15 protein-coding genes and 1 tRNA gene are annotated in these 12,855 nt (G+C 62.6%); 11 read left to right on the forward strand and 5 right to left on the reverse strand.

The annotated features are described in order from the left end of the window. Positions 1-77 precede the first annotated feature (77 nt). Positions 78-2,222 carry a sodium-translocating pyrophosphatase gene (locus tag M9924_15195; protein MCO5065743.1) on the forward strand — a complete coding sequence of 715 codons (2,145 nt, stop codon included), beginning with the start codon at positions 78-80 and terminating at the stop codon, positions 2,220-2,222. 65 nt (positions 2,223-2,287) lie between these two features. Here M9924_15195 and M9924_15200 read toward each other — a convergent pair whose 3' ends face one another. Further along, complete coding sequence (locus tag M9924_15200) at positions 2,288-2,728, reverse strand: outer membrane protein assembly factor BamE (GenBank protein MCO5065744.1); 441 nt, start codon at positions 2,726-2,728, stop codon at positions 2,288-2,290. A gap of 184 nt (positions 2,729-2,912) precedes the next feature. Between M9924_15200 and M9924_15205 the strand changes: the two genes are divergently transcribed. The 10 genes from M9924_15205 (at position 2,913) to M9924_15250 (ending at position 9,382) form a co-directional block, all read left to right on the forward strand. Next, on the forward strand, positions 2,913-3,461 hold the full coding sequence (locus M9924_15205; protein ID MCO5065745.1) for a ubiquinol-cytochrome C chaperone: 549 nt from the start codon (positions 2,913-2,915) through the stop codon (positions 3,459-3,461). 1 nt (position 3,462) lies between these two features. Then, a complete protein-coding gene (locus M9924_15210) occupies positions 3,463-4,029 on the forward strand; it encodes a DUF177 domain-containing protein (protein MCO5065746.1) in 567 nt (188 codons plus the stop codon). A gap of 93 nt (positions 4,030-4,122) precedes the next feature. Further along, the gene (plsX, locus tag M9924_15215; GenBank protein MCO5065747.1) at positions 4,123-5,205 is read left to right on the forward strand and encodes a phosphate acyltransferase PlsX; all 1,083 of its coding nucleotides are present in this window, start codon (positions 4,123-4,125) and stop codon (positions 5,203-5,205) included. Continuing rightward, positions 5,202-6,173, forward strand: a complete 972-nt coding sequence (locus M9924_15220) for a ketoacyl-ACP synthase III (GenBank protein ID MCO5065748.1) — start codon at positions 5,202-5,204, stop codon at positions 6,171-6,173. Before plsX ends, M9924_15220 begins: the two co-directional genes overlap by 4 nt. A gap of 99 nt (positions 6,174-6,272) precedes the next feature. Then, complete coding sequence (locus M9924_15225; GenBank protein ID MCO5065749.1) at positions 6,273-6,596, forward strand: integration host factor subunit alpha; 324 nt, start codon at positions 6,273-6,275, stop codon at positions 6,594-6,596. Positions 6,597-6,698: 102 nt separating this feature from the next. Then, complete coding sequence (locus M9924_15230) at positions 6,699-7,247, forward strand: MerR family transcriptional regulator (GenBank protein ID MCO5065750.1); 549 nt, start codon at positions 6,699-6,701, stop codon at positions 7,245-7,247. A 67-nt stretch (positions 7,248-7,314) separates the two neighbouring features. Then, positions 7,315-7,391 (forward strand) — tRNA-Pro (locus M9924_15235). A 154-nt stretch (positions 7,392-7,545) separates the two neighbouring features. Then, on the forward strand, positions 7,546-8,178 hold the full coding sequence (locus M9924_15240; GenBank protein ID MCO5065751.1) for an FMN-binding negative transcriptional regulator: 633 nt from the start codon (positions 7,546-7,548) through the stop codon (positions 8,176-8,178). Between the two features lie 119 nt (positions 8,179-8,297). Further along, positions 8,298-8,996 carry a gamma-glutamylcyclotransferase gene (locus M9924_15245; GenBank protein ID MCO5065752.1) on the forward strand — a complete coding sequence of 233 codons (699 nt, stop codon included), beginning with the start codon at positions 8,298-8,300 and terminating at the stop codon, positions 8,994-8,996. 50 nt (positions 8,997-9,046) lie between these two features. Then, positions 9,047-9,382: a hypothetical protein gene (locus M9924_15250; protein ID MCO5065753.1), complete on the forward strand. Its 336-nt coding sequence runs from the start codon at positions 9,047-9,049 to the stop codon at positions 9,380-9,382. Positions 9,383-9,410: 28 nt separating this feature from the next. Here the strand turns inward: M9924_15250 and M9924_15255 are convergent, their stop codons facing one another. The 4 genes from M9924_15255 to M9924_15270 are packed head-to-tail and all read right to left on the reverse strand — an operon-like array spanning position 9,411 to position 12,855. After that, positions 9,411-9,902 carry a carbon monoxide dehydrogenase subunit G gene (locus M9924_15255; protein MCO5065754.1) on the reverse strand — a complete coding sequence of 164 codons (492 nt, stop codon included), beginning with the start codon at positions 9,900-9,902 and terminating at the stop codon, positions 9,411-9,413. Positions 9,903-9,905: 3 nt separating this feature from the next. Continuing rightward, entirely contained in the window at positions 9,906-10,745 is an 840-nt protein-coding gene (locus tag M9924_15260) for an XdhC family protein (protein ID MCO5065755.1), read from the reverse strand. 11 nt (positions 10,746-10,756) lie between these two features. Continuing rightward, a complete protein-coding gene (locus M9924_15265) occupies positions 10,757-11,965 on the reverse strand; it encodes a VWA domain-containing protein (protein ID MCO5065756.1) in 1,209 nt (402 codons plus the stop codon). Next, complete coding sequence (locus tag M9924_15270) at positions 11,962-12,855, reverse strand: MoxR family ATPase (GenBank protein MCO5065757.1); 894 nt, start codon at positions 12,853-12,855, stop codon at positions 11,962-11,964. The genes M9924_15265 and M9924_15270 overlap by 4 nt, the downstream gene beginning before the upstream one ends.

Here is a 12,855-nt window from a genome sequence, read left to right on the forward strand (position 1 = left end):
GGTGCCAACCTTTCGTTACCATCGAACGGCCCGGGGAGAGGGATCTTTGGGGCCATATCCTGAGGAATGTTCCGCACATGACTATGCTTTACGTTGTCATTCTCTGCGGCGTGTTGTCCATCGTATATGCGATCTGGGCGACCCAGTCGGTGCTTGCCGCCGACCAGGGAAACGCGCGCATGCAGGAAATATCCGCTGCCATCCGTGAGGGGGCGCAGGCCTATCTGGCCCGGCAGTACACGACGATCGCCATCGTTGGCGTCGTGGTCTTTTTCCTTGCCTGGTGGCTGCTGTCTTCGGCGGCCGCCATCGGCTTCCTGATCGGAGCGGTGCTTTCGGGCGTGGCCGGCTTCATCGGCATGCATGTCTCCGTGCGCGCCAATGTGCGCACCGCGCAGGCTGCATCAAACAGCCTTTCCGCGGGACTGGACATCGCGTTCAAGTCGGGCGCGATCACCGGCCTTCTGGTGGCCGGCCTCGCGCTGCTTGGCGTGGCGGTTTACTATTGGGTGCTGATCGGCCCGATGGGCTACCAGCCTGCGGATCGCAGGGTGATCGATGCGCTCGTGGCGCTCGGTTTCGGTGCGTCGCTCATTTCGATCTTCGCGCGTTTGGGCGGCGGCATCTTCACCAAGGGTGCGGATGTCGGCGGCGACCTCGTGGGCAAGGTGGAAGCGGGCATCCCGGAAGACGATCCGCGCAATCCCGCCACCATTGCCGACAATGTCGGTGACAATGTGGGCGACTGCGCCGGCATGGCCGCCGACCTGTTCGAGACCTATGCTGTCACCGTGGTCGCGACCATGGTTCTGGCCGCGATCTTCTTCGCCGGATCGGCAATTCTCGGTTCGGTCATGATCTATCCGCTGGCCATCTGCGGCGCGTGCATCCTGACCTCCATAGTCGGCACGTTCTTCGTCAAGCTCGGTGCAAACGGCTCGATCATGGGCGCGCTGTACAAGGGCCTGATCGTGACGGGGGCTCTCTCCGTCGTTGGCCTGGGCGCGGCGACCTCGATGACCATCGGCTGGGGTGAAATCGGCAATGTCGGCGGCATGCCGATCACCGGAACCAACCTCTTCTTCTGCGGTCTGGTCGGCCTCGTCGTCACTGCGCTGATCGTGGTGATAACCGAGTACTATACGGGGACAAACAAGCGCCCGGTCAACTCGATTGCGCAGGCTTCGGTCACCGGTCATGGCACCAACGTCATCCAGGGCCTTGCGGTTTCGCTCGAATCGACGGCGCTGCCCGCGCTGGTGATCGTCGGCGGCATCATTGCCACCTACCAGCTTGCCGGCCTGTTCGGAACAGGCATCGCGGTCACCACCATGCTCGGCCTTGCCGGCATGATCGTGGCGCTTGACGCCTTCGGTCCGGTGACGGACAACGCAGGCGGCATCGCCGAAATGTCCGGCCTGCCGAAGGAAGTGCGCCAGTCAACCGACGCGCTCGACGCGGTGGGCAACACCACCAAGGCCGTCACGAAGGGCTATGCCATCGGTTCCGCCGGTCTCGGCGCGCTGGTGCTGTTTGCCGCCTACAGCTACGACCTTCAGTACTTCGCCTCGAACCCGGCTGAATATCCCTATTTCGCCGGAATAGGGACGGTCTCGTTCGACCTTTCGAACCCCTATGTCGTCGCCGGCCTGATCTTCGGCGGCCTGATCCCGTATTTGTTCGGCGGCATAGCCATGACGGCGGTGGGTCGCGCGGCAGGCTCCATCGTGGAGGAAGTGCGCAAGCAGTTCCGCGAGAACCCCGGCATCATGAAGGGCACATCCAAGCCCAACTATGCGCGCGCCGTCGACATTCTGACCCGCGCTGCAATCAAGGAAATGGTCGTTCCGTCGCTGCTGCCGGTTCTGGCGCCGCTGGTCGTCTATTTCGGCGTGCTGCTGATTTCGGGTTCCAAGGCGTCGGCGTTCGCTGCTCTTGGTGCATCCCTGCTCGGCGTGATCGTCAACGGACTGTTCGTGGCGATTTCGATGACCTCGGGCGGCGGTGCATGGGACAATGCCAAGAAGTCGTTCGAGGATGGCTTCACCGACAAGGACGGCGTGAAGCATCTCAAGGGTTCGGAAGCGCACAAGGCCTCCGTTACCGGCGACACGGTCGGCGATCCCTACAAGGACACGGCTGGCCCGGCGGTGAACCCGGCGATCAAGATCACCAACATTGTCGCGCTGCTGCTGCTGGCAGTGCTCGCACACGGCGCATAAGCCGCGCCGCAAGAAAAAAGGCCCGCGGGAGCGATCCCGCGGGCCTTTTCTTTGACTTGAAGAAATCAGCCGCCGAGCAAAGTCTTGGTCAGGTCGGAATCTTCGCCCGCGCCGGAAAGGATCTGGCCGAGGAAGGTGCGGTCCTTGCCGCCGGTCGGCGTGGTGCGCGAAATGAAATCGAACAGCTTGCCGTCCTTCAAACCGTAATTGGCGATCTGGGTCACGCGATCGTCCGGTCCGAAATAGACGGCCAGCACGCGCTGGTCCACCAGCTTCGGCTTGGCGAAGGCAACCGAGCGACGGCGCGTCTGGGAAATGTAGTAGAACGCTTCGTTGTCGAAGGTCGCTGTCGTCGACGGGCTGCCAAGCGCAAGAATGACCTGCTCACGGCTCGAGCCGATGGGAACCATGTCGATTGCCTGCTGATCCACGACATATCCCTGGCTAATGGTTTCGGAGGGCGTGAGATCGCCGAATGTCTTGGATGTATTGCATCCCGAGGCCATTCCCGCTGCCAGCAGGCTTGCCGTCAATGCAAGGCCGCGTCCCTTCGGCCTCTTGAAAACCGATGCGCTCAACAACAACTCCCTATGATGCCAATGCCCTTGCACGGTGCCGCAGAACCGGTAAACCAGCTTTGTGTCCTATGCAACCAGCGCGAACCGCAATCGAAGGGCTTTGCCGACCGTGATTTTCCAGCGTTTCTTCAAACGTGAAAACGATGCGAACCGCGAAATTACCGCCGCCCTTTACGCAGCAATCATGGCAGCGGCACGGCAGCCGCATTTTTATTCAAACTGGGACGTGCCGGACACGCCGCTCGGGCGATTCGAGATGATCTCATTGCATATGATCCTCGCCATGCGGCGGCTGACCAAAGGCTCCAAAGCGCTGCGCGATGTCGCGCAGGAACTGACCGATATGTTTTTCACCGAGGTCGATCACTCGCTGCGCGAGCTTGGCATTGGCGACGTCGGCGTGCCCAAGCGCATGAAAAAGCTGGCGAAAATGTTCTACGGACGTGCCGCTTCCTACGGGCAGGCGCTCGATTCGGACGATGAGCCGGCGCTTGCCGCCGCGCTCGCACGCAACGCGGTGCCGGAAAATCCCGGCTGGGCGTTCGGCGGACCGATGGCGCGCTATGCGCTCGGCGCGGAAAGCCTGCTGCAGGGGCAGGGCGAAGCGGAAATCCTCTCAGGAAGCCTGCGCTTTCCGAGCGCCGGTGCGGCGGGAGAGTGAGTTGAAACGGCAGGACGAAGTGGAGCGGAGCCCAATTTCATACGTCGTGAATGTGGCGCGCCTGCCGCAGCGCGGCATGTCTGTTCGCATCGAGGCGGATGACGAGCAGCGACGCGAGCTTGCCGAGACACATGGGCTGGAGCAGGTCGATTCGCTGGTGGCGAACCTCATGGTGACGCCATGGAAGCGCAACGGCGTGAAGGTTGCAGGCGTAGTGGAGGCGTCTGTCGTCCAGAGCTGCATCGTTACGCTGGAGCCAGTTGCGAACAAGGTCCGCGAGGAGATCGAGACCGTGTTCCTGCCGCAGCAATCGAAGCTTGGCCGTGAAGGATTCGGGCTTGGCGGTGAAATCGTGCTCGATCCCGAGGGGCCGGACAGTCCCGAGGTTTTTTCAGGCGATACGATCGATGTCGGCGCGCTGGCCGAGGAATATTTCGGCCTTGGCATAGACCCCTATCCGCGCAAGCGCGATGCCGACGCAGCCGGAGATTTGCTTCAACCGGAGGGCGAAAATGCCGAGGGCAGCGCCTTCGCCGACAAGTTGCGTGCGGCACTTTCAAAGAAGTGAATGGCGAATTATCCATTGTGCGGAGACGCAAAACAGCTATTTTCGCGCCACTCCGGCGGGCGGCTGCCTGCCATGAATAGAGGTTAGGACGGTTTGATCCGAATTTCCATCGATGCAATGGGCGGGGACCACGGCCCGCAGACCATTCTGCCTGCGCTTGCGCAGGTCGCCGAACGTCGCGGCGATGTACGTTTTCTTATCTTCGGTCGTGAGGAGGCAATCCGCCCGGTGCTGGACCATCATCCGCGCATTGCGGCGGTGAGCCAGGTTTTTCACTGCGACGTGGTTGTGAAGATGGACGACAAGCCGAGCGCCGCGCTGCGGCACGGGCGCTGGAAGTCCTCCATGTGGAAGGCCATCGAAGCGGTCAAGACGGGCGAGGCGGATGCCTGCGTCTCTGCCGGCAATACCGGCGCGCTGATGGCGATGTCGAAATTCTGCCTGCGCACCATGGCGAATATCGAACGCCCGGCGATTGCCTGCATCTGGCCGACGCTGCGCAGCGAAAGCGTGGTGCTGGACGTTGGGGCGACCATCGGTGCGGATGCGCAGCAACTCACCGATTTTGCGATTCTCGGCGCGGCGATGGCCCGCGCCCTGTTCGAGATCGACCGCCCGACGGTCGGCCTGCTCAATGTCGGGGTCGAGGAGATCAAGGGGCAGGAAGAGGTCAAGGATGCGGGGCGCATGCTCAAGGCGTCCAGTCTCGCCTCGCTGGACTATATCGGCTTCGTCGAGGGCGACGACATTGGCAAGGGCACGGCGGATGTCGTGGTCACGGAAGGGTTTGCCGGCAATATCGCGCTGAAAACCGCGGAGGGCACGGCCAAGCAGATGGGTTCCTACCTGCGCAGCGCAATGGGCCGCACGCTGATGTCGCGCATCGGCTATGTTCTGGCGAAGGGTGCGTTCGATTTCCTGCGCGAGAAAATGGACCCCCGCCGCTCCAATGGCGGTGTGTTCCTCGGTTTGAACGGCATCGTGGTGAAGAGCCATGGCGGCACGGATGCCGAGGGCTTCGCGGCCGCCGTCGAGGTGGCCTATGACATGGTGCGCAATCGGCTGCTCGACAGGATCGAGGCCGATCTCGACCTTTTCCATGCAAAATACCCGCAGTCAGCCGGTCTGGCGCCCGACGATGAAGCGGAAGATACCGATATAGGAACGGACGCTTGATCAGATCGATTGTACGTGCCACCGGTTCGGCGTTGCCTCGCCGGATCATGAAAAACACGGATTTCGAAGGGGTCGTGGAGACTTCCGACGAGTGGATCGTGCAGCGGACCGGCATCCGCCAGCGCCATGTCGCGGCGGACGACGAGACGACCGCTTCGCTGGGCGAGGAAGCCGCGCGCGCGGCGCTGCGCAATGCCGGGCTGGAGGCCTCGGACCTTGACCTCATCATCCTTGCGACATCCACGCCGAACAATACCTTTCCTGCCACGGCGGTCGAAATCCAGCATCGCCTCGGCATGAGCCACGGCTTTGCCTTCGACATGCAGGCGGTTTGCAGCGGCTTTGTCTACGCCATCACCACTGCCGACCTCTACATACGTGGCGGGCTGGCAAAGCGGGTGCTTGTCATCGGTTCGGAGACCTTTTCGCGCATCCTCGACTGGAGCGATCGCTCGACCTGCGTGCTGTTTGGCGACGGGGCAGGGGCGATCGTGCTCGAAGCGGCAGAAGGCGAAGGCAAGGTGACGGATCGTGGCATCCTTGCCGCGAGCCTGCGCTCGGACGGCCAGCACAAGGACAAGCTGTATGTCGACGGCGGCCCTTCGACGACCGGCACCGTCGGCCATTTGAGGATGGAAGGCCGCGAGGTCTTCAAGCACGCGGTCGGCATGATTACCGATGTGATCGAGTCAACCTTCACGCAGGCGGGCATCACGGCGGACGATCTCGACTGGTTCGTCCCGCATCAGGCCAACAAGCGCATTATAGACGCTTCGGCGAAAAAGCTCGGCATTGCCGACGAAAAGGTGGTTATCACCGTGGACAAGCACGGAAACACCTCGGCGGCGTCCGTTCCGCTGGCGCTTTCGGTGGCCGTCGAGGACGGACGCATCAAAAAAGGCGACCTTGTTCTGCTCGAGGCGATGGGGGGCGGGTTCACCTGGGGAGCCGTGCTGCTGCGCTGGTGATAAATAGCTGGCTGGCGGTCCTTGACCTTGAAGCAGCATTTTTCTAACGTCGCGCTTCCATTTTGGCGTTTAATTTCAGAACAATAGGGCGACGGCTCCATGAGCGGTAAGACTGTCACGCGTGCCGACCTTGCTGAGGCAGTTTATCGGAAGGTCGGCCTGTCCCGGACGGAGTCCGCCGAATTGGTCGAATCCGTGCTCGACGAGATTTGCGACGCGATCGTGCGCGGCGAGTCCGTCAAGCTGTCGTCTTTTGCAACCTTTCAGGTCCGTGACAAGAACGAGCGTGTCGGTCGCAACCCGAAAACCGGTGAGGAAGTGCCGATCCTGCCGCGCCGCGTGATGACGTTCAAGGCGTCGAATGTGCTCAAGAGCCGCATTTTGCGGGCGCACAATCAGCGCAAGGCGAAGTCAGCAAAATAGCCTTCTTCATCTATCCACTGCCGCTTTCGAGAGCATGGCTTGAATATTGGCGCGTAAGTCGCTGAAATAGAGCATCGATTCGCTCCACGGAGGTGCGCCGTGATAGAGAAGAGCCCGGACGCGTTCCGAACAATCAGTGAAGTGGCGGAAGACCTGGACCTGCCGCAGCATGTGCTGCGCTTCTGGGAAACGCGATTCAACCAGATCAAGCCCATGAAGCGCGGCGGCGGGAGGCGCTATTACCGCCCGCAGGATGTCGAGCTGATAAAGGGCATACGGTATATGCTCTACGACCAGGGCTACACCATCAAGGGTGTCCAGAAGCTCTTGAAAGAAAACGGCAATCAGTTTGTCGTCGCCCTTGGCAATGGCGATCTTGCCGCCGTAGAGGCCATTGCGCAGCGCAAGCAGGCCGAAGCCGCTGCGGAAGCGGCGGCGAACGCTTCGCCCGCCCTTCGCATGCCGGATGAGGAGGTGCTGGTCGGCGAGTCCAAGGTGAAGCCCAGCAAGCGCTTCTTCGGTCTCGGCAAGTCCGACGATGGCCCGGTCGCGCCCGGCACGGGCAGTCTGTCTCGCGACAACCGGGCGCTGTTGCAAGAAGCTTTGTTCGATTTGCTGGAGTGCAAGCGCCTGCTGGATCAGGTGCGCTAAAATCTTGCTGGTGCCCGGTATTTGAGCTTGCGGCGCGGGAAATGAAGCGATAAGCGTTTGCCCGGCTCGGAGCGTAGCGCAGCCCGGTAGCGCACTTGACTGGGGGTCAAGGGGTCGTGGGTTCGAATCCCGCCGCTCCGACCATCGATGCCGCAGGCCCTTTGAAATTCAAGAATTTCTCGTTTCTATTCTGGCCATTCATCCCGGTGAGCCTGGCGGTTATATTGTTCCGCGAGCGCGCCGTCCGGGCGGTGGCGATCGCCCGCACGCGCAAACATTGGAAAGTGGGAGAGGTTGGATGTATACGCCCCCGGCATTCCGTGAAGACGATCCCGACGAACTCCGACGCATTATTCGCGAGGCACGTCTTGCGACACTCATAACGTCGACCTCCGAAGGACTTGTCGCAACGCCGCTACCGCTGTTCCTTGATGAAAGCGAGGGCGAGTTGGGTGTTCTCTACGGTCATCTCGCCAAGGCCAACCCGCAATGGACGTTGCCGGTCATCGGTGAGGCGCTGGTCATTTTTTCGGGTCCGGACGCTTATGTGACGCCGAGCTGGTATGCGTCGAAGAAGGAGCATGGCAAGGTCGTTCCCACATGGAACTACGTTGCGGTGCATGTCCATGGACCCGTGGAGTTCTTCGAGGACGAGGATCGACTGGCCGCAGCGGTCGCGCGCCTGACCGACATCTATGAGCAGCCGCGCCGGGAGCCGTGGGCAGTGACCGATGCGCCGGCCCAGTTCATCAAGGCGCAGCTCAAGGGCATTGTCGGGATGCGCCTGCCCATCTCCCGGATCCAAGGCAAGCGAAAGATGAGCCAGAACCGACCGGAGGCCGATCGGCAAGGCGTTGCAACCGGTCTGGAGCAGAGCGAACGGGAAACCGACCGGCAGGTTGCAAGCCTGATACATACGGTCGTCAAGTGAACGCCGAACGGTTCGATCGCAATCAGGGAAATCGCGCGGGCGTGACCTGACTTGAACGCTGGACAGTGATCGCGGATGGCAGCAACATCTGCGCTGCGAAACGTGGAGCGGCCCGGCCAATGGATCTCACCGAAGCGTTGGTTACTCTCGTCGAGCGCACGGAGCCCGATCCGGGACCTGACCCCGACACTCGCGAATTGACCGAGGACGACTACGAGCAGGCGGCGGACGAAATTCTGCGGGTTCATCGCCCGGATGCGCTGTGGGTGTTCGCCTATGGCTCGCTGATCTGGAACCCCGAGTTCGAATTCATGGAACAAAGGCGAGCCGTCGCGCATGGATGGCATCGATCGTTCTGCCTGAAACTCACAAGGTGGCGGGGAACGCGAGCGCTCCCGGCGCTGATGCTGGCGCTGGATCGTGGGGGAACCTGCATCGGCATTGCCTACAAGATCGCCGGCGACGACATCCGCAAATCTCTCGTCGACCTCGCGCGAAGGGAGCTTGATGCAATTCCCGCGACAAATGTTCCACGCTGGATCAATATTTCGACCGCGGAAGGGCCTTTGAAAGCACTCGCATTCATCGCCTTGCCGAATGGCCGTGCCTATGCGGGCAGGCTCCCGCTGAACGAGGTGGCGGCGGTGCTCGCCAGGGCCGCCGGCCATTGGGGTTCCTCGGCCCGATATGCGTTCAACACGATTTCCAGCCTGGAAAAGTCCGGCATCAGGGATCGAAATCTCTGGAAGCTGCAAAAGCTGGTTGCCGCCGAAATTCGCCAATCGGTCGAAAACAGCACAAGGCGCCTCACGGAATGAGGCGGCGGCGAATGCATATGCCAACATGCGAAGCGGAAAGGTGCGCATCCATGAAACGTATTTCGAGGGGGATAGCGGCCTGCATGGTTCTGTTGATCGTGGCCGGCTGCGTGGCGACGCCCGCCGACTACGTGGCTTCACTGTCGCCGCAGGACCCGAAATGGCAGTCGCCGGAATGCCAGCAAATCCGCGCGACGGCATTGGGCTATGAAGCCAGAGAGCAGAAAGTCTACTGGTCGGCCGGTCTGCTGCTCGGCCCCTACGGGTTGGGGCTGGTGGCAGCGGGAAAGGAGCATCAGGCCAAGCAGAAAAAGGAGCTCGACCGCGAGATTCACCTGCGCTGTTCGAGCCAACCGCTGCCGAAGAACCTTGCCCCGCCTCGTTGAGGCACGCCGACACGAGATGCGGTCAGGGTCAGGATTGCGGAACGGCCGATCTCAGATCGCTGCTCGCCGGTGATGGTTTGTTGGCCAGTTGCGCGCCGAAGCTGGTGAAGAACTGGCCTGCGAGCTTGCGCGCGGTGGCGTCGATCAACCGGCCACCCAGCTGCGCGATCCTGCCGCCGACATCCGCCTTCACCTGATAGGACAATGTCGTATCGGAAGGGCCGTTTTCCGTGAGCGACACCTGCGCCTGCCCCTTGGCGAAACCGGCAATGCCGCCTTTGCCCTCGCCCGAAATCGTGTAGGACCGTGGCGGCTCAAGGTCCGAGAGTTCGACGACGCCCTCGAAATTTGCCTTGATCGGCCCGACCCTGAGCTGCACCGTTGCGGTCATGTTCGTATCAGAGGTTTTTTCCAGCGCCGTGCATCCTGGTATGCAGAGTCGGAGCACCTCGGGATCGTTAAGCGCTGCCCACACCACGTCAATCGGAGCGGCGATGCGCTCCTCTCCATTCATGTCCATCGGCTAGTCCTTCGTTGCAGGTTTATTTGCGTCGCGCATGCGGGCGCGGCGTCGCTGGGTGATCTCCGCCATGATCGACAGCGCGATCTCTTCCGGGGTGATGGCGCTGAGGTCGAGACCGGCAGGCGCTTTCACCTTGTCGATCCTCTCGGGATCCATGCCTTGCGCAGTCAGCTTCGCGCGCAGCGACGCCATTTTGCGTCGGCTGCCCACAAAGCCGAAATAGTCCGCGTCAATCGAGATCGCGGCCTTCAGCGCAGCTTCGTCGCCCTTGCCCTGCGTCGATACGATGACGAAGCGGCGCGCGGGCGCAGACGCGTCGGGCTGAAATCCGTCGACGATGTCATCGGCTTGCGGCAGCACGTTGAAATCCGCGAGCGGGGCGGCGAGCGTCACGTGATAGTCGAGCAGCTTTGCCTGCTCGACCAGCGCCTGCGCGACCGGGCTTGCGCCAAGGACGAACAGGATCGGCCTCGGCAATACGGGTTCCACGAATATGTCCATGGTGCCGCGCGAGGGGCACATGTTGCGGGCGAACTTGATGCCGTCGCGATCTTCGCCCGGCTTCACGCCAAGCTCTTCCAGAAGGTTTTCCGGCTGCACAGAAATCAGCCGCGACTGGCCATCCGCAAGCGCGTCGCGCGCGGCATTGAGGGTCGCTCCCCGCGCGCAGCCGCCGCCGATCCAGCCCGCCTCGATGCGACCATCGGGCCGGATGACTGCCTTTGCGCCCGCCTTGGCGGCTGTGACCGAAACCGTGCGCACAACGGTTGCGATCACGAAGGGTTCTTCCGCGGCCTTCAGGCGGGCGACAAGATCGAGTACGTCGACATGGGCGGTCATTTTCGCCTCCGTCACAGCTTTGCCAGATAGGGTTCGAGCGCGGCGAGGCTTTTCAGCGTGTGCGCCGGTGCGAACAGGTCGAGATGGGGCAGGGCGGCCTTCATGCCCGCCGCTTCCGGCGAATAGCCGTCCCAGCCGATCATCGGGTTGAGCCAGACGATGCGGCGGCAGCGTTTCGAAAGCTGGGCCATCTCGCGGCCCAGCAGCGCGGCGTCGCCCGTTTCATACCCGTCCGAAATAATCATGACGCAGGTTCGCGAATGGATGACCCGCGCCGCGTGCCAGCGGTTGAATGTGGCGAGGCTCTCGCCAATGCGCGTGCCGCCGCCCGCGCCTTGCGCGAGGAGCGAAAGCCGGTCGAGTGCGCGCGCGGCGTCCTTCTCCTTCATGGCGTCGGACACATGCGCGAGCCGCGTGTGAAAGAGGAAGGCTTCAGCCTCGCGAAATTCGTCCAGCACGCCGTGGATGAAGCGCAGGAACGTGCCCGTGTAAAGGCTCATCGAGCCGGATGCATCGAGCAGGACCACCAGCCGCAGCGGCTTCTCCTTCCGGCGGCGTTTCACGAGGCTGATTGGCGTGCCGCCATGGCTGATGTTCTTGTGGATCGTGCGGCGCAGGTCCAGCCGGTAGCCGGAGCGGCGCGCGAGGTCGCGGCGGGTCAGGCGCATGCGCATGGCGCGGGCCAGCCGCGCCGCAATCGCATGCGCCTCGGCGATGTCGGCGGGGTTGGCCAGCTTGCGGAAATCGGTGTTGGCAAGCGTTTCCGCGCGCGTCGCGCCTTCGGCGCGTCCTTCGCCGGTCCTTTGATCTTGATCCGCCTCGTCGCCGGAGGGTGCCTGGTCGAACGCTGATTGTGACCCCTGGGGCTGGGTTGCGTCGTTCAGGGATTTGACGGACGGGCTGTTGGAATTGGCGGGCGTCCCGCTTGTCAGGGTGCGCGAGCGCACGCGCTTGCCCTGCCAGAAGGCATCGAAAATGCCGTCGAACTTGTCCCACTCCGACTTGCGCGCGGAGAACAGATGTTTGAACGCCGAGCGCAGCAGCCCGGGCTTCTTGCCATATCCCGCGGCGAGCAGGGCCGCCGCGTCCTGACCTTCCTGCATCCCGACAGTGAACGCCGCATTTCGCAAGGTTTTCACGAAGGAGGCCAGCTTGCCGGAAACCAGACGCGATACCTCGTCCAGTTCTTCGAGCGTCGGAGGAGTGCCGCAACAACTCACGCCACCCTCCCCAGAATGCGGGCAGTGACCTCGGCGCTCATCCGCGCGCTGTCCTCGCGCGTCTTGAGAAGGCAGAGCAGCGTTTCGTGCACCAGTTCGGGCCGGTCGTGCAGGTTGGCAATGTCCAGCCCGACGAGAGCCGCCGTCCAGTCCAGCGTTTCCGCTACGCCCGGAACCTTGCGCAGTTCCTCCTTGCGGATGCCCTCGACCATGCGCGCGATCTGCAGTGCAAGCGTGGTGCCCGCACGCGGAATGCGCGCCATGATGATGCGCGCCTCGCGCTCCGCGTCGGGATAGTCGACATAGTGATACAGGCAGCGGCGGCGCAACGCGTCGGACAATTCGCGCGTGCCGTTGGAGGTCAGCACCACGTGCGGAATGGCTGCGGCCTCGATCGTGCCAAGCTCGGGGATCGAAACCTGCCAGTCGGAAAGAAGCTCCAGAAGGAATGCCTCGAACTCCTCATCGGCCCGGTCGATCTCGTCGATCAGCAGCACCGGAGGCTCGGGGCGGCGGATGGCGGCAAGCAGCGGCCGCTCCAGCAGGTAGCGCTCGGAAAAGACTTCGTCCTCGATGCGGGAGAGGTCCTGGCCCGGGCCGGAAGCGACCCGCAGCGCTTCGATGGCCAGAAGCTGCCTCTGGTAGTTCCATTCGTAGAGCGCCGCCGACTGGTCCAGACCCTCATAGCATTGGAGCCGTATCAGTTCGGCGCCGTGGACCGAAGCCAGCGCCTTGGCCACCTCGGTCTTGCCGACGCCTGCTTCGCCTTCGAGCAGCAAGGGCCGTTTCAGCAGTTGCATGATCGAAATCGCCGTCGCCAGTTCCGTGTCGGCGATGTAGCCGGCAGCGGTGAGGCGCTGGGCGATGTCGTCGCGGGAGAGCGAGGTCAT

The sequence above is a fragment of the Rhizobiaceae bacterium genome, from assembly GCA_023953835.1.
Lineage (GTDB): Bacteria > Pseudomonadota > Alphaproteobacteria > Rhizobiales > Rhizobiaceae > Mesorhizobium_G.